The 25,360-nt window shown below is 35.1% G+C and carries 18 protein-coding genes; 4 read left to right on the forward strand and 14 right to left on the reverse strand.

The window, feature by feature from the left end; genetic code table 11:
* Window positions 1–13: 13 nt before the first annotated feature.
* From FEDK69T_RS09095 to FEDK69T_RS09125, 7 genes are read right to left on the reverse strand one after another with little or no spacing between them, the layout of a single operon-like run.
* A complete protein-coding gene (locus FEDK69T_RS09095) occupies window positions 14–958 on the reverse strand; it encodes a hypothetical protein (protein ID WP_035630568.1) in 945 nt (314 codons plus the stop codon).
* Window positions 955–3,552 carry a hypothetical protein gene (locus FEDK69T_RS09100; protein WP_035630567.1) on the reverse strand — a complete coding sequence of 866 codons (2,598 nt, stop codon included), beginning with the start codon at window positions 3,550–3,552 and terminating at the stop codon, window positions 955–957. Before FEDK69T_RS09100 ends, FEDK69T_RS09095 begins: the two co-directional genes overlap by 4 nt.
* A 6-nt stretch (window positions 3,553–3,558) precedes the next feature.
* Complete coding sequence (locus FEDK69T_RS09105) at window positions 3,559–4,914, reverse strand: hypothetical protein (RefSeq protein WP_023573858.1); 1,356 nt, start codon at window positions 4,912–4,914, stop codon at window positions 3,559–3,561.
* A gap of 24 nt (window positions 4,915–4,938) precedes the next feature.
* Entirely contained in the window at window positions 4,939–5,874 is a 936-nt protein-coding gene (locus FEDK69T_RS09110; RefSeq protein WP_023573859.1) for a hypothetical protein, read from the reverse strand.
* 26 nt (window positions 5,875–5,900) lie between these two features.
* Window positions 5,901–8,771 carry a S8 family peptidase gene (locus FEDK69T_RS09115; RefSeq protein ID WP_023573860.1) on the reverse strand — a complete coding sequence of 957 codons (2,871 nt, stop codon included), beginning with the start codon at window positions 8,769–8,771 and terminating at the stop codon, window positions 5,901–5,903.
* 13 nt (window positions 8,772–8,784) lie between these two features.
* Window positions 8,785–11,622, reverse strand: coding sequence for a virulence factor SrfC family protein (locus tag FEDK69T_RS09120; protein ID WP_023573861.1), 2,838 nt, complete (start codon window positions 11,620–11,622; stop codon window positions 8,785–8,787).
* 13 nt (window positions 11,623–11,635) lie between these two features.
* Complete coding sequence (locus FEDK69T_RS09125; RefSeq protein ID WP_023573862.1) at window positions 11,636–14,767, reverse strand: virulence factor SrfB; 3,132 nt, start codon at window positions 14,765–14,767, stop codon at window positions 11,636–11,638.
* A 1,871-nt stretch (window positions 14,768–16,638) separates the two neighbouring features.
* Here FEDK69T_RS09125 and FEDK69T_RS09130 point away from each other — a divergent pair.
* A complete protein-coding gene (locus tag FEDK69T_RS09130; RefSeq protein WP_035630629.1) occupies window positions 16,639–17,061 on the forward strand; it encodes a DUF6943 family protein in 423 nt (140 codons plus the stop codon).
* Between the two features lie 86 nt (window positions 17,062–17,147).
* Here FEDK69T_RS09130 and FEDK69T_RS16025 read toward each other — a convergent pair whose 3' ends face one another.
* Genes FEDK69T_RS16025 through FEDK69T_RS09140 form a run of 3 tightly spaced genes read right to left on the reverse strand, consistent with a single transcriptional unit; the run spans window position 17,148 to window position 18,372 of the window.
* The gene (locus tag FEDK69T_RS16025; RefSeq protein ID WP_165571686.1) at window positions 17,148–17,324 is read right to left on the reverse strand and encodes a hypothetical protein; all 177 of its coding nucleotides are present in this window, start codon (window positions 17,322–17,324) and stop codon (window positions 17,148–17,150) included.
* Window positions 17,311–17,589: a TRIC cation channel family protein gene (locus tag FEDK69T_RS09135; RefSeq protein ID WP_023573867.1), complete on the reverse strand. Its 279-nt coding sequence runs from the start codon at window positions 17,587–17,589 to the stop codon at window positions 17,311–17,313. The genes FEDK69T_RS16025 and FEDK69T_RS09135 overlap by 14 nt, the downstream gene beginning before the upstream one ends.
* 27 nt (window positions 17,590–17,616) lie before the next feature.
* Window positions 17,617–18,372, reverse strand: a complete 756-nt coding sequence (locus FEDK69T_RS09140) for a hypothetical protein (RefSeq protein ID WP_035630561.1) — start codon at window positions 18,370–18,372, stop codon at window positions 17,617–17,619.
* Window positions 18,373–18,755: 383 nt separating this feature from the next.
* On the opposite strand from FEDK69T_RS09140, the gene FEDK69T_RS09145 reads away from it, so the two are divergent.
* Genes FEDK69T_RS09145 through FEDK69T_RS09155 form a run of 3 tightly spaced genes read left to right on the forward strand, consistent with a single transcriptional unit; the run spans window position 18,756 to window position 20,261 of the window.
* Complete coding sequence (locus FEDK69T_RS09145) at window positions 18,756–18,974, forward strand: helix-turn-helix domain-containing protein (protein WP_023573870.1); 219 nt, start codon at window positions 18,756–18,758, stop codon at window positions 18,972–18,974.
* Window positions 18,975–18,979: 5 nt separating this feature from the next.
* On the forward strand, window positions 18,980–19,312 hold the full coding sequence (locus tag FEDK69T_RS09150) for a HipA N-terminal domain-containing protein (RefSeq protein WP_035630559.1): 333 nt from the start codon (window positions 18,980–18,982) through the stop codon (window positions 19,310–19,312).
* Entirely contained in the window at window positions 19,305–20,261 is a 957-nt protein-coding gene (locus FEDK69T_RS09155; RefSeq protein WP_035630627.1) for a HipA domain-containing protein, read from the forward strand. Before FEDK69T_RS09150 ends, FEDK69T_RS09155 begins: the two co-directional genes overlap by 8 nt.
* A 1,045-nt stretch (window positions 20,262–21,306) precedes the next feature.
* Here the strand turns inward: FEDK69T_RS09155 and FEDK69T_RS09160 are convergent.
* From FEDK69T_RS09160 to FEDK69T_RS09175, 4 genes are all read right to left on the reverse strand, one after another.
* Window positions 21,307–22,017 (reverse strand): methyltransferase domain-containing protein, encoded by a 711-nt coding sequence (locus FEDK69T_RS09160; RefSeq protein WP_023573874.1) that lies wholly within the window; start codon window positions 22,015–22,017, stop codon window positions 21,307–21,309.
* Between the two features lie 111 nt (window positions 22,018–22,128).
* Window positions 22,129–22,767 carry a methyltransferase family protein gene (locus FEDK69T_RS15475; protein ID WP_051385110.1) on the reverse strand — a complete coding sequence of 213 codons (639 nt, stop codon included), beginning with the start codon at window positions 22,765–22,767 and terminating at the stop codon, window positions 22,129–22,131.
* Window positions 22,736–24,058 carry a cytochrome P450 gene (locus FEDK69T_RS09170; protein WP_023573876.1) on the reverse strand — a complete coding sequence of 441 codons (1,323 nt, stop codon included), beginning with the start codon at window positions 24,056–24,058 and terminating at the stop codon, window positions 22,736–22,738. The genes FEDK69T_RS15475 and FEDK69T_RS09170 overlap by 32 nt, the downstream gene beginning before the upstream one ends.
* Window positions 24,059–24,187: 129 nt before the next feature.
* A complete protein-coding gene (locus FEDK69T_RS09175) occupies window positions 24,188–25,342 on the reverse strand; it encodes a GNAT family N-acetyltransferase (protein WP_023573877.1) in 1,155 nt (384 codons plus the stop codon).
* Window positions 25,343–25,360: the final 18 nt, after the last annotated feature.

Raw genomic sequence — 25,360 nt, forward strand, 5'->3', positions numbered from 1 at the left:
CAAAATTTAATTGTCAGTCCCGTATATGTTTATAAGCGCCCTGTCTATCATATTTTAGTTTTAACTGCAAAGCATTATATCGATTACTGTCGTAAGAATAGTGATAATAATTACAATTGTTTGCAAAATCATCTAATTCCGTTTTTAGCGGATCATAAATCATATTATTGTATTCATTAAATGTAGAAAATTTAAATTGATAGTAAAAACCCATCCATTTGCTGATTTTCACTTCCAAATACTTTAAATAAGTATCGACTAAATTTCTTTTGGTACTATCTAGTTTATTGTGTAAACGTGCACATTTATTTACATAAATATTATCGAGTTTATTTCTTTTATAGGTGTCTATCCGAGAAATTTTAATTTTTAGATCAGCAAAAGGGAACTTTGAACTTAGATTGGCATCAAGAGAAGAAAAATTATTTGATGTTTCTATAAAATTATTAATTTCATCATACTTGAGTAAAATTTGTTGAATTTTTGAAAACGATTTATCTACAGGACTTCCTTTTTCAAGAAAATTAGATTTTCTTAATTCAAGACATTCACTTCTTATAAAAGCAATATTTTCAATTTTCCATTCAGAGCTTCCAAATACATAAAATGCCTGTTTTATAAACTTATCAGCATAGACGGAATAAAGGTTTTTGGAAAAATTTTCTTTCAATTGGTCATTTTCTAGCTGTGTCTTTCCCAAACGCCCATATGGATGCTGAGGAGGGTGAGGCTTGTAGTAATCATCAATAATGAATTTAACTCCATCATATGTATCTTTACAAAATTTATTGTCGGGCAATTTGCTCAACTCCGTAATTTCCTTTTCAATTCGTTCTGTAAATTGATTTTTTGGAGCAGCTAATAAACCTCTTTTTTCAGTACTTACAGATGATTTGTAGACAAAAAGAGCTATTAAACCTACTACTACTACAGCCAAAATAATTTTTATGGACTTCATTTTTTTATCTTATTGTTTAATTCATCTAATGTTTCACATTTTGCTTTACCAGGGGCATCGCTGAAATTTTGAAATGAATTATCGTCTTCACAGATTTTACTTAAGATTTTTTCTAATTCGCTATTTTTTAAAGTATCGTCTTTTCTGACTTTTTTCAATAATGCCACAAAATCACTTTTCGAATTTTTATTTTTCACTTTTTCCCAAAAATCTAAATACAGGTGAAAACTTGATTTAAATTCTGGATAGATTTTGCCGTATTCTTCTAATTTATTTTTTGTTATACTACCACCTTTCAATTCTTTTTTGATTTCTTTAGTTTTAACTGATTCTTGATTTTGAGGAAGCGTCTTAGCTGGTTTTTCTATTAGCTTACTATTAATATTATTAGATTCTTTTGACAACTTCGGTCCCTCTAGTTTTTTTGTCTCTTTCATTTCCTTTGATGTTTTTCTATTTTGTTCCTCCATCTTTTTTTCCGGTGATTCTTTCGGTGATTCTTTTTGGAGTTTAGCGCTAATTTCAGTTAATGTTAAATTAGATATATCACCTAATTGAATTTTAACTTCGCCATATTTATTGCTGTCAATCTTTTCGATAGCGGATTTGAATTCTTCCTGGCGAGAAAAATAAGGTAGCTTTTTCAATTTTGCGAAATCCTTATCATTAATCAATTTCCTTTTGGTTATTGTATTGTCAAGATTTTGCATAGCGTTATTCCATTCTTTGTAGTCAGCAGAATCAATTTGTTTTTCCCCAATACCCAAAAGACCAAGAATACCACCGCCTTTTTCTTCTATTTTAGGTACTTGATTTTCTAAACTTGTCTTATAAACTTGTAGTTTATTAAGTAAGAGAGAATCCCCTGTGGTATAATTTTGAATCTCCTGTAAATTTATTGAAACTTCCTTTTTACTTGGTTTCAAGTATGAAATTAACAACCAAATACCTAGGCCTAAAACTATTGTCCCAACTGATAGTCCCGCAATAAGTTTTGGATTACGGAAAATAGATTCTTTCTTTTTGTATTGAGCAATCAGTATTTCATTTTGAAGTATAAAATGAGAAAATGCATACCCTTCATTTGGAATAATACAGTCCTTAACATCAGAGCCATCGTCACTATTAGATGAATAGTTATAATTATTTTTTAACGTCCCATATTTACCTGCGCTGACATTGTAAGGTGATAACAGTTTTCCGTCGAGGATTGTTTTCTTTTTAAGAGTTGTTTCAATACGCTTTTGTTTGTATGGCAGAAAATCTTTAATATCTTTATCTTCATAACCATTTCTGCGAATTGTAATAGTATAACTATCAATTATTTGGTCATCAACAAATTCTAATTGATTGGTCTTATGGAAACCATTCTTAAGTTTTGTCGAAATCTCAAAATCGTCAAGATTAACCCCTGTATTTTCATCTGTAACAATTATAGTCACGATAAGACGCTCCTCCAAAATTAAATCAACGTTCCCTATTTGGTTTATAGGTATAATCTCAATTTTAGCTAAAGAATCATCTTTTTTTACAGAAATATTCCATTGTTTTATTAGTTCTTCGCCTTTAAAAGTATATTCATATTGGTACCCGCTTATTTTTTCCCAAGGTTGCATCCCAATTTGAATTTCTGCATCAGTTTTAAAGTTTCCTTTTCGGTCTTTAATTACGAAAGAATTTTTTTTGGTTTTTGGTGTACGTATATTAAAAGCATCATATTCTACATTAATTTGATTTCCTTTTATTATTTTTAAATACTGAGAAATTTCAGGATCAAACAATGTTCCTTTTGATTCTATTGGTTCAAAACATTGTTCATCTTTTGAATATCTGATTTCTATCGGCCATTTTGCTCTAATACAGTTGTTATTCTTTCCATCTGAACGTGGTTTACCATTGGCAATGATTGTCACTCCTTTGCTCCTGTTATAATTATTCAGGAAGTAGTATCCATTTTCCAAATCAATTTTTCCTGTCAAATTTTCACCAGAATTTCTCAAAGCATTGAGCGGATTTTCTGATTTACCATTTAAATCACTGCTTATGAAAAGAATTTGTCGATAAGGTGCATATTCTTCCTGAAAAGGATTGTCGAAATATTTCTGGAGCTCCGAATCAGAAGTATAATAAATAAAAGCTTCATCCACGTTACCAGACTGCAAATTTTCAAAATCATTACTAGAAACATCACGAAGTTTAGAATCATAGCTATTCGCTAATGAGGTAAATAACAACCAGTCTTCCTGCTTGTTGTTAAGGTAATAATCAGGACAATAATTTTGACAATATGTTTTTACAAGTTCATCTAACAATAGTTTCATATCAACACCCGAAACTTGTTTTCCGTTTGGGATATAGATAGAAAAACCAACATTTCCTAAACCGCCACGTTGTTCATCGTGAACAATAATATGTTTTGTAAAAATACACCCACCACTTGCAAATGCGATTGAATAGATATATTTTCCGAGGACATTCCTATCCAGATTACTAATGCGTATAATGTCTCCTGCAAACTGAAAAAACTCGGTTGGTGTAGGTTTTGGGTACAAGACATTGTATCCATCTTTTCTTGCTTGAACAAATAACTTCATATCTGTTTACTTATTAAATATATCTAAAAGACTTTTCTTACTTGGAGCTATTCTTTCCATTAGGATTTCGACAATTGTCCCTGCTGAACTACCATCGAAATCACATATTTGTTGAAAATAAACTTTACCCAATGAAAATGGTTCAACGGTTAATTTACCTCCATTAATACTATATTTTTTACAATTATCTTTCAGGGTATTAATGAAAGCACTATAGTTTTTCTCATTCAAATGCTTTTTGGCGTACTCCACTCTTTTAGCGACAGGAATATTATTGCCTTGCTCATCGGTTAATAAATCACTTTTTGTAAGAACAACAAAAATTGCATCGGTTGTTTTCCCAAAAACTTGATTATTTTTAAAATAAGTAGAGGCTGCAGCTAAATAATCACTTTGTTTAAGTCCACTGCCATCAGGTTTATTTTCTCTATCATAATCGATAAAGAAAAAGTGGATTTTTCGATTAGTACTACTTAAAAAACTATTCAATGAATTAAATGTGTTTTCATGATCACGAGTAGGTAAGCCATGTCCCGAATTTTTAAGGAAAAAACATTTGAATATTTCACCACTAAGTTCAATTAGCGAAACTGAACGACTGTTTTTCTCGTTTGGTTTTTTTACCGTGAAGGGCAAATATTGCGTAGTATCAAGAGGACTTGGCGCAGGAAGGAAATCATTAGCAACACCATCATCACTAAAAATATTTTTAAGTTGATTGGCGTACAGATAACCAGGTCCTGTTGCAATATTCAAATAACCTTTCTGTTCAGCTACCTGTAGAATAGCTCCAAGAGCGCACGTCTTCCCCGAACCGGTTCCACCCCAAAAATATACTTCAGTGTAATCGGGAGGAATCGATGAAGGAGTTAATCCAATCGTAAGTTCTGGGGTTTGAATGTTGCCCAAACTATCAATAGCAGATTGAGGAATTCCACTGTTTATCAGGTCAGATTCTGTGAAAGTTCCACTTTGTAAATACTCGAGAATTTTAGATGGAGCATAGAAATTTGGGTTTCCTTGGATATTATTTAAAATTTTTTGTTTTTCCGCTTGAGCATTTGCCCTTTGTTGCACTAAAGTATCAATCTTTTGTTTTGCTTCCAAAACATGTTTACCTGCGGGAAAATTTGTGATATAGTCAGAAAGCTTACTTTCATTGCCATAGCGTGCTATTTCCCACGCAGCATCATCATCCTCGTCTATTGAGGTTTGCAGAGCTACTATTGCTTTACGCTTGCTCGAGTCTAAATTGCCTGTCTGTTTTAATTCATCAAGTGTAGTTATTCCCTGTTTTATAAATCCAAAAAGTTGGTCTGCTGTAAAATCCTCTATATGTTGTAAAATATTATTTTTATCCATGGTATCTACTTTTTAAAGTCTAACTTAAAGTTCGTTATCTGCTGCACTTTTCCCAAGTCCAAAAAGACCTAGAATGTCCCCAGATTTACCCCCTTTACGCTTTGTGACTATCCAAGGCAACAGCATCAGGAAGTATGCTATGATTGCCAATCCAATAGAAAGAGGTGTGGGTTTATCAGGAGTTGTAAAGTGTGTTTTCACATCGTTGAACGAAAGAATGTAATCAAAATCATTGGCATTCTCTCCTTTTTCTCTTATCCTGGAAAGCCTGACAAGTTCAGTTTTCCAATCTTTTGAGTTTTGTTCTACATTTTTTATTACATCCGCTATACCTATGGCCTTCCACTCATTAACAATTCTCCTCGAATCTGCTAACCAGGTTGAATCCGCTGTTTTCTTTTTACCGTAGTTAGACGGGAACAAATCGGCGTGTAGAGTAAACATTTTGCTATCAATTTGTTTATTATCAGAACCTCCACTGCTTTTGAAATCATAATCGGAATATACTCCGGGACTTACATGTTTAGCCATCACGACACTCCGTAGTTTGCCTATATATATAGTTTCCCTTTTTTGTGCATAAAGTTCATATTCGGGATACATATCTGCTGCTTGCTGAATACTTGCGGTAAGCTTACTCTGGATTACTTGCTTCTGGTCCGAAACCACAAAATAGTGAGAAAAAGGCGAATAGGTAAAGTAAGCTGTTAAGATAGAAAACAAAACCAGTAAAATCATTTCCCAAATGAAACAGGTTTTGAAATTACTACTCGTACGTTTTAATAACTTCGCACCAAGCGCAGTTCCACTTAAAAGCAAGAAAATAATTGTCGATAAAAGAATGCTTTGTTCTGTATTGCCCAGTGTATAAAAGTTGGTACCGAGAAAACACACGAAACTAAATGCAAGAGCTGTCAACAATGCAATCACGTCGGCCAATGAAAATTTTGATTGTGTCATATATATATTTATTTCTGTTTTCGTTATTATCTATGATTTCCAATATCTTTTAATTCCCTGTCAATTCTGTCTAATTCCTGTTGTAAACGATCACGTTTTTGCAAAAGGGTATTTCTTCTGTCACTGCCAGGACTATTTGGACTATTACGAGTAGCATTGGGAGGATTTCGAGTATTGCTTTCACCCCCTATTGTAAAAGTGCATATATGTAAAGCATTGTCTTCTTTCCTTATCAGTCCTTTATAATTTTCTGATTTTCCACCATATTTTACATCAATAGTGTATGGTGTTTCGTTTATGTTCGGTTCTTGCTTTTTATAATACTGAAGATAAACATTATAAGTGCCGTTTGGAGCTCCACCAGTAGGCCAATATATATTTTCAATAGGTTTTTTACTGTCGGGGTACTCTACATTCATATCTATTTCAAGTTGTCCACCACTTGGAATGCTTTTATTTTTGAACCAGACCGTTTCTCCTTTCGGGTCAGTACAATACAGATCCAAATCATTGTAATTATTCCAATTTAATTGTATTTGCACATCGCCGGTTGAAGGTGTTGGTGTACAGTCAAATTCTTCGCCGGACTTAACTTTTTGCAAAGCCTTATCCAACTGGATAAACTTGCCTATATTTCCTTGAGTAGATAATCCTGTACTTTGTAAAATACAAATAATCTGCTTGGTTGTAAGCGAGTTTTTAAGACTTTTCATCAGAGCAACAGCACCGGAAACAATGGGAGCGGACATACTTGTGCCATCCATTGTCTCATAATTATCAGCTCCAACTGTACTATATATGCCAACACCGGGAGCGGAAATCTTAGAATAAGAGCCATAATTACTGAAATTGGCTTTAGCTAAGTTTTGGCTGTTCTTATCTATTGCAGAAACGGTAATGAATAGTTCAGGACGTTGCAGGGCTTCTATACCTGCCAATACATTATCATTTCCCGCGGCTAGCACAATTGTGGAATTATGACCTGCTGCTATCCTCATTATTTCTCGCCATAATCGTTCTTCTTCTTTGAAATGATTTTGTATTAAATCCCTCTGCTCACTTTCTGAAATTTGCGAAAGACCGCTAAATTGACCTCCTAATGAAACATTTATTACATCGGCTCCTTGATATAAGGCGTACAATACACCATCCAATACTGAAGTTGTTGTCATCATGCCTTTTTCATCAGCAACCTGAATAGGCATAAATTTACAGTTGGGTGCAATTCCACAAATACCTTGTTCGTTATTGCCAATAGCCAAAGCAGTTCCCGCAACATGCGTTCCATGATCAATCTGCTGTGGGAAAATCTCATCTGAATGTGTCCACACATTATAAGGTTGCACAACTTTACTTCTTAATTCCGGGTGTTGCAGATTAAAACCATTATCTACTATAGCAATAGTGATTTTATCTGAACCACGAGTAATATCCCATGCTTGGGGTGCTTTGATTTTATGGAGATACCAATTTTTATTGTTGTCTTTTACAGCAGGATCGTTTGGAGTATATTTTCCTTCGAACAAAGTTTCGTCAAAGACAAAAAGTTTGTAATCAGGTTTAAATTTATCTGGAATTTCCTGTTTTAACTGCTCCCGCTTATCAGATGGGATTTCGATTTGCAATCGTTTTACTACATTGTCGTAATAAACCACCTTATAGCGCTCATCAGGATATTTTACTTTAAAATCTTTGGCAAAATCCATAATAGATTTGTCCTCATTTTCCATCAGGATATTAAGACGGTTTCCAATAATCGTTGGATTTCCCGGGATTATCTCTGGATCATCTTCTATTGGAGGTAATACCCCCTGTTGTGGTGGCAATATATCTTCATAACCTGGAGGAGTCGGCACAGGTTTGTATGGATCGTGTGGGTCATAGATTCCGCCGTCATTACCAACACGAGAATCATCTTTTAACCAAGTAGAATCATTATTATTAAGTGCAGCACCTCCCCGCAAGTTGTGTCCGTTACAACTACGAAATAACCAAAAAAACAACAATAGCAAAAGAAGAATTAATAGCAACCATAGCAACCATTTTAAACATCCGCTACCGGTAAACAACATTTTAAGCCAATTCCAAAAACGTAGATACCAAGGTAATATTGGTGCTGGTAATGGAGAAACAACTTCCTTTGGTCTGTATTGTGCGTTAAATTCTTTGTTTCCGGTAACTTGATAACTCTTCGGATCTTCGTTCCAGCCAACAAATTCGTAGCCCTCTTTTGGTTCAACCACCGGAATATCATCATCCGAAAGCTGAGAATTTATTTCTTTATGAATAGACGAATCGCCGTTCAAAAATCCGTTTTCGCCTGCATTGTAACTTACAATAAAAGATGTGATCGGCGTTTCTTCACGACCTGATGGTGTTTCTTCCGGAGGAGTTTCCGACTTTGTTTTTTTTATAGGTGGCAGCGTTTTACGGATTTCACTAATATCTTCTCGCACATTATCACGCAATGACATTCCCCAAACTCCCAAAATAACTTTGTCATCATAACAATACACAAAACGGTCATCAACATATTTTACCGAAACAGTCAAAAAATCTGCTTCAGTGGTTTTTCCAGAATTATTGAGTTCGTCGATTTTACCTCTATAATGCGACAGCGTTTCGGCTTTTATATTTTGATATTTTTCCGCCTCTTCGCCATGTAAATCGGATAAAATCCGAACACTTTCCATTGGTGGGCCAAAAAAAGTAATTACATCGTCTTCTTTTACCGGATAAGCTATAAAATCCTGATATTTAGTGTCTATTTTATTAATTATAATTGTTTGCAATGCACTGTAACGATCGAAAATGGTTTTTTCGCTGATAATTTGTATCGCCTTAAAATACTTCAATTCTGTAGTACATAATGGCTTCTTTCCTTTTACTATTGGCATAGTTATCAGTTTTTTACAGTTTTACAGTTTTGCATTCATCAATTATTCTCCCTAATTGTTCATTTGCTGCCACATCATAATTCGGAATATCGCAAACTGAGACAAAACCAACTTTTAATCGGTTGTACCATGATAAATAATTGCGATAATTAGGCAACGATTTCATTTCTCCGGGTTGGGATTGAATAATGACAGTATGATTTTCGATACTTGTAAATAAATCAGCTACAGATTTTTCTGTCGAATTGATATGTTGGTCTAATATTAATCCTAAACTATTTTTCTCATTTGCTTGACGCAAATCACTAATTTCCGACTCGTCAAAATATTCAAAGCCAATTGTATTTATACATTTATTCAAGATTTCAGCGCTAATATCGGCAACGATTTCGTAAGGCAAGTCCGTTTTGTTATGTCCATCAACATAACGGCGAATTTTTTCAGCAATTCGTTTTGCTATACCCAACTTTTTAAACAATTTTTGAAACATATCGTTAATTTCCTGCAAAGCAGTTGAGCCGTCTTGTGCCAAAATTTGCTGAATAGTATGTTTGTCTGTCAGAGTAATGTATACATACCAATATTCAAGTAACGCATCTGCCAGCTGTTGTGCATTGTTTTTTATTAACCCAGAATTGCCGTTTATGAGTTCATCCAAATCAATTTTCTTTGACTCAAGTTCGACACGGAATTGCTGTTTTTGTTCCTCTGTTGTTTTTTCATAGTGTATGCATAAACGATCAAAATAAAGCTCAACTGTATCTCCATCAATGACTGGTACTTGCATTCTATAAGTACTATAAATATCCATATTGATTACATCACGATGTTCAATGTCGTCAATTTTTTTTCGATAAAGCTCAAGTACATCGCTTTCATTGAGCATAAGCTCTTTCATTAGTTGACCGTATAGTTTAATACCATCGGCACTAAAAGCAACATCAAGCTTATGTTGAATATCACCAGCGGTAGCTTTTGCTTTTTGAAGTTCCTTGTCCTTATCGTTGCTCTGAAAATGCTTGACTAATTCTGCAAGAATAATTTGTGAAATTTCGTTGAGTTCGCTAAGTATTTTCTCGCGTCTGGCGTTGTTTATATTGTTCCCGGCAATGGTCAGTTTGTTAATTATCAACTTTGTGCCGTCTTTGTTTATACTTGCCGCTTCATCCCACGATTCGACAGGATTAGCAAAATGGCATTTGACAAAATCGTAGTCTATAAAGGATTGGCGAAGTTTTAAACGAAAATCAGGAAAATTTTCCGGAAAAATTTCTTCCTCTTCACGCTTCTTTGCATTAAATCCCTTAAAAAGATTGCTTGGAGTTTCAGATTTTTCAAAATCGCGTAATAGGAAAATATTTTGAAAATATGGTTGCGAATTAGTCCAATTGTCAAACCACGAATATGTTTGTTTCTCAAAATATTCTTTTTCCATTGTAGTCGTAAAACGTTGCAACCATCTGTAATTTAGGGAAGAATTATCCCGTCCGTCTCGTAGAGGGTCGTATTGTAAATTGACATTGAAGAAAGTGCCGATAACAAACAATGGCGAAATTTTTGATTTATCAATAAATTGTTCTCTTTTAGCTGGTGATTCACCCACTACTTTATTGATCCAGTTATTCAATAGCCTAGGCATTATTCGTTGGGCTGTTTGTTCGTGCTTTGCACAGAAAATCAAAATGTTTATTTTCTCAGCATCAGAATATTTATTGAATAAATAAGCCACTTTTCCGCGTAATAACAAATCTGGGATTGTATTGTTTTCTATTGCATCTAACGGTTTTTCCATGCGCGACCTTGCGCCTGGGAAATCCAGCAAATCGGTTTCTTTCAAAAAAGGTTTACTTTGGAGCAATGTTTCCGATTGTCCAAAAACCAATTCAGCAGACAAAGCGCACAAATACGATTTAGCAAATTCAATTTCTTGATTTTTCCCAGGCAAAAATGCTTTCGTATTGGCTGTATAATTTGGCTCAATTCTGTCAGGCTCTGTATAGATTTCTCTCAAACGCTTAACATCGAGCAAAGTTCCGAATTTGTATAACACTGCTGCCAAAGGCAGGTAAACAACGTTTGCGAAATTCAATTTTTCGTACTCCGAAATTAACGTAGCAAACAATGTTGTGAAAATCTCGTTTTTGTTCCACAAAAGAGAAAAAATATCTTTCCATTGGTCAGGTCTTGCTTTTGTAATCAGCAAAGAAATTTCATCAAAAAACTTTGAATCAATTACCTTGTCAGCTTTTTGAAAATATTCTTCAAAATAATCCTGTATATCAAGCACATCGTCTTCGCCAAATACATTTTGTTGAGTTTGGCAATCTTTCAATCTGTCTTTTAACTGATAAACTTCGGCATTGATTTCATCGCTCGACAAAAAATGAATATTTTGGGAAGCTTTCAGATTTATGTCATTATAAAAACTGTCGCACAAAACAAGCACAATGTCAGCAGGTGACAACAAAACGGCTTTTATCGGATATCTCTCATTTATTGCTTTGTAATTGACTGAGAACCGAGATACCAAACTTGTGGATTCAGACCCTCCTCCCGGAGGATTTATTGCTTCGATAAAATTATGTACAATATTGTTTTCGTCGGTAATACTGAACGGCTTACCTTCTTCCGACAATAAACTGCTGATAAGATATGATTTGCCGACCTGACTTTCGCCATACATAGCCGCTGCAGGGTTGCCTCCCAAAGCGAACTTCTTTTTGTTCAATTTACGACGGCAATCAACCATATTGCGGTAAGCATCTTTTGCTTTATTTCCGTCCAACGATGTTTTTATCCAGATGTTGGCTTTTTCTATTATTTCAAGTTGATTCTGTATATTATTTTCCATTATTAAGCTTTTCTTAATTTTGTGAATTATTGATATTCAGATTGAAAATACCCGAATCAAGCCAAAAATTTTCCACTTCGCTCATACTTTGCACTTGTAGACTGATAAAGTTTTTGTTCAATGAATTTCCTTCTTTATCAGTAATTTCTTCGAGTCGAAGGGTTTCAGCATCTTCGTTAAAATTGCGTTCAATAGTGATAGTTAGCGGCATCTTCTGACGGATCTTCTGTTTCTCATCGGCTATTTCTTGTTGTACTTCTGCTTCAGTTACATCATCGTCAAGTCGCCCACGCACACGGTCTTCTATTTTGTAATCATTGAAATTAAGCGTGTAAAATGGTCGAGAAGGATATGCAGGAATATTCAACTGCCGAACACCAATACGGAGTGGCAAAGAAGTCACTTGTAACGTTGCGTGATTATTATCAGGCGTAATTATTGTATCGAGATACTCTAATGAGTCTTCATTTAATTTACCGAAATAGAAAGTAGTTGGCAAAAGTTTCTTTTTAAGTTCCGAAAGATTTAATGAGAAACCGTTTAGTCCTCCGTTTTCGGCAATTTGGCCAATCATGGCGCCTGTTGTAATGATTGATTTTGGGTTGATAAATTTGCCATTTCCATCAATAAATTTGTAACGTTTATCTTCGGGATACCAACGCCCGACACGATAGTCATTCATCGTTTTCAAACGATTTGGTGAAATAGCATAATACTTCAAAAATAAATCAGTAAGCGATTTAAGTGAAGTTGGGCGTCCTGAAAGCAGTACAATATCGCAAGCATAGTACGACAACAGTGAAGATATTTTGCCAATCAGTGTGTCAAAGGTTTGTTCAATAATATATGAAACAACTTTTTTGTCATATTGCCACTGCAAGGACTGTAATTCAAAACCAAAATGAGAATTGAAATAATTGAGAACAGTTGGAGTTGGTGGATTATTGCTAAAAATATCGCTATACGACAAAATCTGACTTTCGACATTGTCTTGTTTCAACAATTCGAGAAAATATGAAGCTACAGGAACTGAAACCTGCAAATTAAAATCGCTACGTAACTGACGATTCCGGAACGAAACGCCGTTGTCCGTACCCAAAAATGGCTGCAATATTTCAACAGGATTTTTGCCCAATGCTTTCAGTTTCTTTTCAATCGGCGAATGTTTTCCTTCTATAACAACTTGCTGTACAAGTCGTTTGAGTAAATCATCGCCCGCCAAATAAAAACTTTCCCAAAACAGTGGTACGGGAGTTAATGTGCATTGAGCCTCATCATGGTATTTGTAGGCCGCAATCATTACATCAGTTGTTCCTGCTCCAATGTCCACCGAACCGATTGTGAGCGATTTTTTGTTGTAGTCTTCCAAATCGCTACGCAGTTTCCCGTAAAAATCAAAATATTCCTTCACATTTTTCTGATAGCGCTCTTTTATTTCAGCATAAAGGAAAACAAATTGTGCAGAAGTAGCTTCATCATAAATCCATTCGGTACGGTCTTCTCTAGCAGAGAGTTTTTTAGCCGACGGAATTACCTGAATTTGTTTACGCGCCTCATTTTCATCAACTTGTTCGTAATAAATATCTTCAAAAAAACGGTCGAGCATAATGGCAGCATCTTCAGCACATCTGCGTAAGGCAATCTGTTCAATATGTGACATCGCCGTAGGACAAGTAACAATAATCCGTTTAATTTTTCGTGGCATCGATTCGTTGCCCCAATGGTTACGTTGTTCGTAACTGTTGATTTGCATTTTTGCCTGTGCCAGAATTTCTAGGAATGCAAATGTCATCAATGCTTTACGTGAATAATGTGTCAAAATTCCACCGCTACCTTCAGTATTCAAAGAACCATCACTATTTAACTGTTCTGAAATTCCTTCAATATAAATCGATTTGGCAGTTTCACCTTCCAATTGTACAAATTCCCATTCTTGCTTTTGTGGCTTAACATCCCACAAAAAACGTTTCGGACTTGAAAACGTGCTTGTCTTTTCGACTCCGGTATTCTGATTTGTTGCCTTATGTATCAATCGATTTGCCTCATTTCCCAAACGAACCATAGATGGATAAACAAATTGACGGCTGTTATCAATACCGAATTTTCCACCAAAGTCGGCTTCGCGGAAAGCCAAACGCATATCGAAAGAATCACGGTATTTATTGAGTTCGCCATTTGCTACAAGCATAGTAAAATCCTGCAATTCTAGCGGGCTTGATTTTGTAAAATCGCTATTATCAAACAACACGGCACAAGTACGGGAGTTGCCAATATCTACTACCAAATCTACATTTCCATAAACTGCATTTTGATTGGAATGCAATGTGATTTTTGGCACAAGAGCTTCGTTGTTTTCTTTTTTCAACTGCTGAATGTACCTGATAATGAAAATGTATTGAGCCAAATAATCCATTTTGGGTTTTTGCAACCCCCTCAAATCACCGATACTATTAAACTCACTGCCGTGAAATTTTTTAAGCACATATCTATCAACCCAATCACAGTTAAATGCTTCCGAACAATAACCCACCAACTTGGATTCGTTATTACAAAGTGCATAATCCTTTTGTCTGTCAGCTGCATTTGTAAAAATCGGCGTTTCTTGCAAATCCTCATCTTCAAAACCTTCTTCCTTAAATACAGTTCTTGTATCGAAAGCTAAAAAAAGATTGTATTTCCTTGTTCTACCGTTTGTTTCAACCGGAATAAGTTTGAAACGGCACCAATTTGTGGGCCCAAATTCAGACTGCCTGCCCTTTAAAAGGAAAAATGGCATTGGAAACCAAGTATTTTCAAATTTGTCCCAACTTATGCGACTAATTGATTCTTGAAAACAGCCCGAATCTACTGGCTCATCTGTATCAATCGGAATGATATGACTTGCATCAAATTCATCATCTGCTTGAATTGTTTCCCAAGATTCAGTTACTTTATATTCGTTTCGCAAAGTAGCATAACCGAGTTCGATTAATTTATGTTTTTTCACCCACACTTCTTCTTCCGAAAAGAGATGAGCTATTTCTAATTTTAATTGATTATCTTCAATATCGAACCATTCATGAAAGTACATCTTGAAATTATCATTTAGGTTAATTTCTAATGGGAATGTAAAATATTGAATTCCTGTATTTGCGATCAGATTCATAATTTTTATTTTAAGGCAAAGTAAATATGTAATCCACTAATTAAAATATACGCTTTTGAGCGGCTTTTCAAATCTCATTATAATGTACGCAAAAAAAATTAACAAATGCATTTTTTTTGCATAGCAGCTTTTTAGGTATTACATTTTATTTTTGTTGTTTTTCAAAAAAAAGGCATTTAATTAATGACTTCCGTGCACTCTCTGCCTTTTCGATAGTTCATAATATCCTTCGAAATTTTGGCAAGAGTAAGATTGACTGAAAATCCAATTTGGTAAACGATGAATTAAGAAGATGGGGGCTATTCTTCGTACAAAAAATATCATTTACCATATTTTGTGGTAATTTAGTAAAAAAAACAAACGTGAAAATATCTAAAGGACTTAAAAAAATGCGCGTTTTTTTTAAAAACGATTTAACATTTTGTTAAACTATTGAATTGATGCTATTTACAATTTAATTACTTACTAAATATTTCGCTAAAATTATTTTTAGTTTTTTGAAATTTCACCATCGTTAATCTATAAGGATTTGGAAATATGAGATCCCTAAGCTGAACCTCAATACTTCTTTAATTCTTAACTAAATATATTTCATCGTTATACTCTGTACTCAACAAAATCACACTGATATATTCCTGACAGAAAAAATTTCAGTTAATCCAAAAAATTCCTTTTCCCCCCTCCAAAAAAATTATTGGCACAGTTTTAATCCAAAAACACGTATGCAGGCAACTTGCGCCAATAATTTTTTCTCCCAAGCTGTGTTACATAATGCAGTCTTATAGTTCATGTCAGACCTGGTTATTGTTTTTTTGGAAAGCCAAGAACTATAAGATGTCATTATGTAAAACAGCCCCTCGGCCATTGCGCGCGAGCCCTCACTCAACGCCAACATTTTGGCAGCTTTCCATCACACCACCCAGCCGCCAAAATACCGGCATTTCGCGAGGCCCTTTACACGCCCTTCATTTCAGCTTGAATTTACTGTTATTCTCTTTTAAAAAACCTTTTAGTTCCATTGTCTTTTAAGTAGTTTGTGTTTAAATCGGTAGTAGTTGCATTGCCTTTGTAAGTGCTGCAGTATTTACATAACGCTATCCGCTGTAAACTGTGACTGCGCCAATTCACTCAAGTATTCAGCACCCACAAAGCCAAGATGGCCCGCAAGAGTATTGTTGTTTTCATTTGTCAGGAGCATCTTCTTAATTGCTTCCCCGCCGTCTTAATGCCACAGCATTTCATAACGCAAACCACTTATCCACTTCTCACTCGCCAAGGTATTAAGCCGGCACAAAAGCAATCACAAGTATTGCAATCACAAATAAAAAAACAATACCCTTGCTCCCGCTACTGCCACCGCACTACGTAGTATTTGCATTGTTTTTTGAAGATGCCATCCATTTTCAGAACACAAACTCTACTGAATACTGCTAACTCTTCACTGCACACTGTCTTGGCATCCCCAAAAATCAAACCTAAGAAAGCGTTTTAAATTTCCGTACTGTTTGAAACAACCTCTACTTTAAGCTGAAAGTATTTCCACTTCAAACATTCCGAAAATTCAAAACCCTTTCAACACGACCACTACATCAATCACCTTTTTTGATTTCGGATTTCAAAATCATGATCAATTTTCTAAAAACAAAAAACAGAAAAAAAGAAGGCAAATTTATTTTTCCGGGTTATCAGAAAAACCGATTCAAGCCCTACGGGTTTTTCAAAAAATCTCCACCCGTTCGGGTAGTATTTTTAGAAAAAAACCGGTTTTACTGAAACCCTACAAAGGGCGGGTGGCTTTCTTTTTTTCCGTTTTTTCTTTTGAAAATTGGCGCGCAGCGTCAGCGGAGCTTAACCTTTAACACATGAAAGCCATGACAAATTACATCGTGAAAACACACAAACCCGGAACGGTTTACGCAAAACCGCATTTTTTCGTACTAAACAAAGGCCTAAACAGCGGAAAACCGCAAAAAACACCTTATGTGAATTGTTTTGTCATCCAATTTTCCACTTCAGAAGATTGCGAGAACTTTTATTGGATCTCACAAAGCCTCTGGCTGTCCAAATTCTGGCACCAGTTCTTAAAAGGCTCGGTTATTCCTTTTGTTACTTTGGATGAATTCAAAAAAGAGTTTAATAGCAAATCTCGCGAACTGATGGAGGATTTCGAAGCACATCAAAAGGCGGTAAAGGCCTTACGTCTATTGCATAAACAGGAACAACAGTTTCATGCAAATATTAATCTCATAAATGACCTAAAAAGAACCATATTGCAACGCTATTGCAGAAAATAAAAAAAGCCTGGTCCTACGACTAGGCTTTCTTAAATCCGGAAAAGGTTACCAATCAAAACCGGATGTTTACTGAGTACATCGAAGTACTATTTATTTTTGGACTTTGTGAACTTCTTCAAAACCATCGAAACCGAAAAACTGACAAACGCTCCGACTACCGCTAAGATAATGGTTTTTATAACATCTTCGGAGGTGATGCTCGGCATGATGCTTAAAAAAGTTCCGGCAGCAGTTCCAACCGGAATGGAATTATTTGATTCCATCACGGGGCAGGTTTTTATTTTCCTTCTGCAGACGTTTTACCAATTCTTTTTCTAGTTTGACATCTTCATCTACTGTAACCTGGCTAACGGCAGATAAAACACCTCCGGCGACTGCTGCATAACCGGCCACCGTTACCACCACAGCCGGCAAAGTTGCCGGAGCAGCCACAATACTGCCGCTAACGGCCAACAAGGCCAGTCCAATGGTTCTCAAAACTCTGAAAAACTTCGGTGTGGGCGCTTTTGCCCTTTCTACTACATTCATAATACACCATTTTAAGATTAGACTATACTACAATCCACTCACGGAAACCAATGCCAATGGGTTATATGCTCCATTTTTCAACGGATACATTTGTCCGTTCACTTGCTGGTAAAACTCAATACCTAGAGTCAAAAACAACGGATGAACACTGTTTGGTGTTACCATATTGGTTTGGCTAATTGCAGCCGTTGGAGTGACATCCCACGGCAAGATTGCCGTTTCCGAATGCGCTTCCATAAAGCTTTCCGCTTCAAAATCAATTTCAGCACCGGCCGAAATGATTTTGTAATGCGTGGTTCCGGTTGGAGCGGCAATCATATTCGATGGAATGAACGAAGCCAAATCGATTTTAATTTCACCAGTCACTCTGTCGATAGTGGCCACAAACGGAGCAAACAAACTCGTACCAAGCTTCCCTCTGATGTTAAACTCAAAACCGGTAAGCAATTCCGCCTCACCATCAATCACGTTTCGTAAACCACGTACACTGGTAGTGTCAGCCTGGATAACTTTTACCATTTGTTGCGTTAATCGGCTTACCATTCTGCCATCTGCAGAATTCAAAAGTAAGCCTCTCAATGCCGTTCTCAATACTTTACCGGCCTTCCCTGCCCTACCAAATTCCGAACCGTTTTCACGCGTTCTCTGAAATGCAGGATCACTCGCAATTCTGCTCGCATCGATACCGCCTTTTTCACGAGCCAAATGCCCGTCCTGTGTTTTATAAAAAGTAATATCTCCGATAGTACCTTTCAACTTGATTATGCCTCTTTGCCTTGCCATAACTTAAAAAATTAAATTGAAATTCGTTTTCAAACACTTACAATCATCATTCTGTTGCAACACTTTTCGATTGTTCGAATACAAATTTTAGTATTAAAGTAATCAGTTAGATAAGACTGCAGTTCAATATGTCTTATAATGATATAAATGACCGATATAGTCATAAATGACCTACTCTTTTTTAAGTTTTAACGACATGCATTTTATATGTATTCGCATATAAATATATCTTATTCAATAAAACTATATGCTTTTACATATAATTTACTATATTTGTTTAAAATCAATGCAAAAGCATATAATCATGGCATCGCCAACAATAAAGTTGAAATCCTTAAAATGGCGATTACATAGGTTCAATAAAAAACAATAATTTACCGCCTATGAAAACACTGGCAGATTTTGTAAAAGAGAAAAGAAACGAAGTAAAACTCACGCAGGAAGCCTTCGCAGAACGTGCCGGAGTGGCACTTACCGTAATCCGTAAAATAGAGCAAGGCAAAGAAAACCTGAATCTTGAAAAAGTAAATCAGGTGCTTAAAATGTTCGGACATACATTGGCTCCGGTAAATGCTAGAGAATTAGCAAAAAATGACGAATAAGACGTATGAGAAAAGCAGCTATCTATTATAAAGAATTCCTAGCCGGTATCCTCACCGAAACCGATGAAGGGGAGTATGTTTTCCAATACGAGGAAAAGTACGTAAAGGAGCATCCTAAAGAAAGCATAACCTTAACCATGCCGGTCAGCACTAAAGCCTATACCGACAAGCGTTTGTTTTCTTTTTTTGAAGGTTTAATCCCGGAAGGCTGGTTATTGGACATCGCTTCTAAAAACTGGAAGATCAATCAAAACGACCGTATGGGATTATTGTTGGCCTGTTGTCAAAATTGTATCGGAGCCGTAAGTGTACAACCAATCTCGAATGAAAATGAGTAAGAAGTGTTTATATTGTTACAAGTCATTAGACGATACCATCGTGGGTGATTTCCACGAGCAATGCAGCGTAGAATTTTTCGGCACCAAACAGCAACCGGTATTCGAACATTCGTTGCAACAAATGGCAGAACTGGCTAAAAATGTAGTGGAAAGAAGTGTCGCTGTGCCCGGGGTACAACCCAAATTGTCATTATCTATCGTAAGCGATACCATACAGGATGGAAACAAAGGACGTTTAACGGTAGTGGGTGCTTTGGGAGGAAATTACATTTTCAAACCGCCATCCGACCATTTTCCGGAAATGCCCGAAAACGAACACGTAACCATGCGCATCGCGGAAGCTTTCGGAATCAATGTGGTAAAGTCAAGCCTGATTCGATTGCAATCGGGAGAACTGTCTTACATCACAAAGCGTATCGACCGTACCGAAACAGGAGAGAAAATCCACATGCTCGATATGTTCCAAATCACCGAAGCTTTTGACAAATACAAAAGCTCGATGGAAAAAGTAGGCAAGGCACTTAATGAGTATTCAGATAACACCTTGCTGGACAAATTGTATTTTGTAGAATTGGGTATTTTCTGTTTCCTGACCGGAAACAACGACATGCACCTTAAAAACTTCTCCATGATCCATTCCGGTGAAACCTGGACACTGGCCCCAGCCTACGATTTATTAAACGTAGCCATAGTCAACCCGGACGACACTGAAGAGTTAGCGTTAACCTTAGAAGGAAAAAAGAAAAAACTCAAATGGGAACACTTCGAAAGATTAGGTCTTAGCCTTGGTCTAAACGAAAAACAATTAAAAGGAATCGCAAAACGCTTCCAAAAAAACAAACCCATCGCCATCGAATGGGTTGACAATTCCTTTCTTTCAGCTGAGTATAAAGAAAAGTACAAAACACTCTTAGAAGAAAGATATCACATCCTGTTTGAGGGAAAATAAGCAATCCGTTTTTTTCATAAATTTATACAACGTCAAAAGGTTACCAATAAACTTTATAGCATACTAAAGCTATAGTAAAGCCGTAGATAAAGTATGAAGAATGAACCTAAAAGAATATGCATCTACCCAAAGGACATACAGCTCATTACAGGCAAGAGTTACCGGCAAAGTACCAGAATGCTGCAAAAGATAAAAGAAGACCTAAATAAGTCTGCAGAAAACTTTGTCAGTATTCGAGAGTTTTGCAGTTATACGGGACTTAATTATGAAGAAGTATCCCCTACAATAAAATAGACAACACCAGACTAAATACTGAACTTAACCATTGCAACTAACCGCAAATTTTTATAAATTTACATCATACGATTTGACAATAAAAAGAGCCATTTTTAAGGTTACAGATTCGGTTACCTTTTAAATTTCGATTTTAAAACGCCTTCAAAATATAGGGATACGGAGTGAGTTCGATTCTCTCCGACTCCACTTAAACAAATTCATTTTGAAGCAAAAGCCTGTAAATCGTTTATTTACAGGTTTTTTTGTTTTTCAATCCTTCAGATTATTCGAAAAATCGTTAATGGAAAGATACAAAATCGGTTACCTTAAAAAAAATCAAAACAGAGTAACCGAATTTCTCACGAACACCAGTAAACACAGGCAGTTCAGAGAATAAACATCTTGAAAAAAACAATGCAATTAACTAATTTGTTTAATCAAAAAAAAGGTTACCAACTATGAATGCAAAAATATCTATTCTCTTTTATGCAAAGAGAGCCAAAACTATTGCTAAAGGGTAAGTCCAAATTTATTTAAGAGTCACAGTTGAGGGGAAACGTAACTAAATCAGTCCACTTTTTGCTGACGATTTACATTCATTCCAAAGGGCAAAGTCGCTTTGATGATGCCCAAAAACTACTATGGTTGTTCAGACAAGAAGCTGATCGAACTTCTCAACGGAAACATCTTCATACAGTTTTTTGTGATATTATGATCTGGATTTATTGATCGAATAAGCAACCTTTCAGTAAATCCTCAAATGCCTTATTTATTTTGCCAGTATGCAGACAAAATTGCACCATTGAAAGAATATATTGATTTCCGTAAAACCTGCATCTTTCAATAAATTAATATTTTCATTTAAGGTCAGGGGCGTCATGACATTTTTCAAGCTTTCTTTTTTCGCTTTTATTTCCTCTTTTGAAAAGTATTCAGATTTCCAATCCTCGTGAATCCGAGTGTATAAATTATTTATTTTTGAATCTTGGAAATTTATTTTTTCGCAAAAAATAAAATAACAGTCCTCCTTAAGTGAATTTTTTATTCTTTGTAAAATATTCTTCCTGTTTTTAACTTCAGTAAATTGTATTGTAAAAGCTGCAACAATAAGATCTGAAAATTCATAATTAAAATCTTCAATGTCTTCATTAACAAACTTTACATTTTTAATTTTTGAACACTTATTCCTAGCTATTTCCAACATTTGAACTGAATGGTCAATCCCTACAAAAGTTGTGTTTTTAGATTGATTTGCTTTAAAAATGTTCTTTATAATTTCTCCCGTAGCAGTTCCTAAATCATATACAAGAGCATTATCAGGTAGTAATTTACTGGAAATAATGGCGATTAATTCTTGAACTTCTTCATAGCAAGGAATTGATTTTCGCACGTGAACATCAAAAACCAATGACACATTATGATCAAAAATCCAATCTCCTTTACGAGAAAGTATAAGTTTTTCGGTTTCTGTCGATTTCATACACATCTGTATTAATTACGTTTATACCTTGGTTACAAATCGCTTGTATTGTTTTTTCAATTTTGACCTTCAGACGTAAAAGAAAATAAATTATCAAATATTGTCCGCGAATCAAAACCACCTCCTGGTCTTTTTTTGGTACGAAAGGTATGCTTCACCATGTAGCTTATAAAGATGTTCTTCTTCTAATATTATCCTTGCTGTACAATTGACATATGCAAGTACTAATATTACAAACGTGATCAAATTGGGAGTCACTAAAAAAAGTCCCAATGAACTCAATATCATTCCTAAAACGATAGGATTTCTCGACCTGCTGTAAATCCCATCAGTTACCAAATCAGTCTTTGTCTCTGACTTATCGATGCCAATTCTATAAGATCCTTTCAGTTGGATTTGAGATACTCTTGTCAATACCCCAGAACCTAAAAGAATAAAAATACCAGCTAATTTTAAAATTTCAACATCTAAATATTTTATAGGAACAAACAAATAATAGAGTTCGTGAAGAAAAGAATAGAAAAAGATATTTGCCAGAATGAACAGGAAAGTTAAATCCCGACAACGCTGATAGAAATACATGAGTTTATCATTTTTTGTAATTACTCGTGGATCAAAATCATACTTTTTTTTAAAGGATCTCACATTGACTACATATAGAATTACCATATAAGCAACTATATATATCGGTAAGAAAAATCTACAAAACACATCTATATTAACCATGATTATTGAAATTAATTTTTGCATAAACTTTTTTTGGTGAAAGTAAAGGCGATTCCTTTACCTCTAATTTTTGTCCCGGCAACACATGAACATCAAACTTCTGAATGATTTTGATGATTGCCAAATAAACCATCATGAACCCTAGGTTGTCACCTATGCAACTTCGGCTGCCCCATCCAAATGGCATAAAATGATGTTTAGGTTTAGTCCGTAGAGTTTCCTCATCAAATCGCTCAGGATAAAATTTATCCGGATCGTCCCATATGTTTGGATTTCTATGGATATTAAAAATAGAGATGCAAATAGTTTTACCTTTTGAAAGATTCAACCCCCCTATATTTTGTTCAATTTTAGATTTTCTCCAAATAGAAAAAGCGATAGGATACAGCCTCAAAGTTTCAAAAACAACCTGCATAGAAAGCGGAAAATCCTTATAGAAATGTTCGGTGAAATTGTAGTCCGCAGGTTTACTTCTAATTTCGTGAGTGATTTTTGAAAGATAATCCGGATGTTTTCCCATTAAATGCCAAAATATTGATAATGTACATGCTACTGGAAAATAACCCGCTGCCAACATTGTTTTCATTTCGTCTAACATTAATCTCCTGTCCTCGGTCGATGCATCAGAACCTGCCAGCGCATTTATCATTATATCAGCAAAATCATTTCTTTCTACTTTTGATTCAAGCCGGTTTTGCACAATTTGCTTAAAAAGTTTATCTAATTTACGATTTATCCATCTTAACTTAAGATGCTGAATTGTTGGTATCCAAGAAGGAATATAAATCGGAGGCCCTGATACAATATATTTTGTACCTATTTCCAACATTTGCTTTACTTCCGATTGTTTATCCTTTAAATCGATATCGAAGAAAATTTTCCCGGAAACCATGATTGTCATGATGTTCATTTCGTTTACCAGATCAAATGTTTGATTGCTTGTGACATAGGCTTCCCAATGGTCTAAAGTCTTATCAATTTCATGGATAACTTCATTCATATTAGAATGAATAGCTTGAGGTTTAAAGAGCGGATTCAAAAGTTTTCGTTCACTTGCCCACATCTCACCTGAGCTTATCACTAATCCATTTCCGAAAACCGCTTTAATCCGTCGCCCGATAAAATCTTCCTGATTAAAGTCTTTTTGATCCCGATTAAGAATCTGCTTAGCAATATCGGGTTCACTTATTAAAAAAAATAGAGAACCGCAGTTCACAATATCTCCGTATTCCCTCATCAGTTTATGAAAAAGAAAAGCGGGATATTCATTTGTTCTCGAAAGAAGGTTAATCAGTGATAGACTCTTTATATTCATAAACTGAGTTTTTAATACAGAACCTTTTTTTGCCCCTTAAAATGTGATTTAACTTTAACATCCAAAATCAATCACAGTTTCATTAAATAATCGACCTTTCATCAAGTTAGGTTATTTATGCTTCTCTCATTATTGCTTAATTTCTGAAGAAATAGCCTCAAAGGAGATCTTTTTACCGTAAATTCTATATTCTTTAATTCTCTTGCCTTCTATTTTCTGTAGAATAGAATTCATTGTCGTATTGTTTTCAAGAACAAAACTTGCTTCAGCCCTATAAATATTGTGGCTATGTAGTACTTCAGTTATTTTATGATACAAAGCCAAATCTATACCCTGCCCCGAATATTCTTTTAAAACGCCCAGAATCATAATACGTGCTTCATTTATTTTTTGCTTGTACCATAATAATTTTAAAAAACCAAAAGGGAGTAATTTTCCGTTTGCAACATGCTGAAACGCTTGATTTATATCGGGTACTGCTACAACAAAACCAATAAATTCATCATCTTTTTCAACCACCAGAGCGCAATCAGTTGGAGCTATTCTCTTCAAGTCGTTTGCCATCGAAAAAAACTCCTTTTCATTCAACGGTATGAACCCCCAATTGTTTATGTTACATTTATTATATACATTCCTTAGCTTAGTAATATCCTCATTAAAATGTTTCATCGATAGAGAGCGTATTTTTAAACCGCTGTCATTCATTTTCTGGAAACATCTTTTTAAAACATTTTCATATTTTTCTAATACCGGTTTCTCTTTTATTTCATATGAATATAAATCCATTCTTTTTTCAAAACCGCACTGTTCACATAATTCATTATAATACTTGAAGTTATAAGGCATCATCACCATAGGTCGATATTCAAATCCGTCAAACAAAAATCCGCAGGAATCGTTTGTCGTCAGGTTAGTCGGACCAACTATTTGAGTCATACCTTTTTCCTTTAACCAATCTGACGCAGACCGAAAAAGAACTTGGGCTACCTCAACACTATCAATAGCTTCAAAAAGGCCAAAAAAGCCAGTATTGTCGTTATAAACTTCTAAATGGATTGTGTTATGTATAGCAGCAATCCTTCCCACAATTTCTTTATTTATGGTTGCTAAAAACAATGCAATCTGAGAATGTTGCAAAAAAGGATTTTTCCTTGTAAGCATAAATTCCATTGACAATTGCAGTTCTGAAACATAATTTGGATCTTCTTTATACAATTTTTGTGGAAACTGGATAAACTTTTTTAATTCCTGTCTTGTTTTTACTTCCTTTACTTCAACTTCCATTTCGACACAACTTTCTTA

The organism is Flavobacterium enshiense DK69 (assembly GCF_000498495.1).
In the GTDB taxonomy this organism is placed as follows: Bacteria; Bacteroidota; Bacteroidia; order Flavobacteriales; family Flavobacteriaceae; genus Flavobacterium; species Flavobacterium enshiense.

Excerpts from the sequence above, each read along its gene's own strand:
- FEDK69T_RS09095 (WP_035630568.1), bottom strand. The coding sequence starts at position 958 with ATGAAGTCCATAAAAATTATTTTGGCTGTAGTAGTAGTAGGTTTAATA.
- FEDK69T_RS09100 (WP_035630567.1), bottom strand. The coding sequence starts at position 3,552 with ATGAAGTTATTTGTTCAAGCAAGAAAAGATGGATACAATGTCTTGTAC.
- FEDK69T_RS09105 (WP_023573858.1), bottom strand. The coding sequence starts at position 4,914 with ATGGATAAAAATAATATTTTACAACATATAGAGGATTTTACAGCAGAC.
- FEDK69T_RS09110 (WP_023573859.1), bottom strand. The coding sequence starts at position 5,874 with ATGACACAATCAAAATTTTCATTGGCCGACGTGATTGCATTGTTGACA.
- FEDK69T_RS09115 (WP_023573860.1), bottom strand. The coding sequence starts at position 8,771 with ATGCCAATAGTAAAAGGAAAGAAGCCATTATGTACTACAGAATTGAAG.
- FEDK69T_RS09120 (WP_023573861.1), bottom strand. The coding sequence starts at position 11,622 with ATGGAAAATAATATACAGAATCAACTTGAAATAATAGAAAAAGCCAAC.
- FEDK69T_RS09125 (WP_023573862.1), bottom strand. The coding sequence starts at position 14,767 with ATGAATCTGATCGCAAATACAGGAATTCAATATTTTACATTCCCATTA.
- FEDK69T_RS09130 (WP_035630629.1), top strand. The coding sequence starts at position 16,639 with ATGACAAATTACATCGTGAAAACACACAAACCCGGAACGGTTTACGCA.
- FEDK69T_RS16025 (WP_165571686.1), bottom strand. The coding sequence starts at position 17,324 with ATGGAATCAAATAATTCCATTCCGGTTGGAACTGCTGCCGGAACTTTT.
- FEDK69T_RS09135 (WP_023573867.1), bottom strand. The coding sequence starts at position 17,589 with ATGAATGTAGTAGAAAGGGCAAAAGCGCCCACACCGAAGTTTTTCAGA.
- FEDK69T_RS09140 (WP_035630561.1), bottom strand. The coding sequence starts at position 18,372 with ATGGCAAGGCAAAGAGGCATAATCAAGTTGAAAGGTACTATCGGAGAT.
- FEDK69T_RS09145 (WP_023573870.1), top strand. The coding sequence starts at position 18,756 with ATGAAAACACTGGCAGATTTTGTAAAAGAGAAAAGAAACGAAGTAAAA.
- FEDK69T_RS09150 (WP_035630559.1), top strand. The coding sequence starts at position 18,980 with ATGAGAAAAGCAGCTATCTATTATAAAGAATTCCTAGCCGGTATCCTC.
- FEDK69T_RS09155 (WP_035630627.1), top strand. The coding sequence starts at position 19,305 with ATGAGTAAGAAGTGTTTATATTGTTACAAGTCATTAGACGATACCATC.
- FEDK69T_RS09160 (WP_023573874.1), bottom strand. The coding sequence starts at position 22,017 with ATGAAATCGACAGAAACCGAAAAACTTATACTTTCTCGTAAAGGAGAT.
- FEDK69T_RS15475 (WP_051385110.1), bottom strand. The coding sequence starts at position 22,767 with ATGCAAAAATTAATTTCAATAATCATGGTTAATATAGATGTGTTTTGT.
- FEDK69T_RS09170 (WP_023573876.1), bottom strand. The coding sequence starts at position 24,058 with ATGAATATAAAGAGTCTATCACTGATTAACCTTCTTTCGAGAACAAAT.
- FEDK69T_RS09175 (WP_023573877.1), bottom strand. The coding sequence starts at position 25,342 with ATGGAAGTTGAAGTAAAGGAAGTAAAAACAAGACAGGAATTAAAAAAG.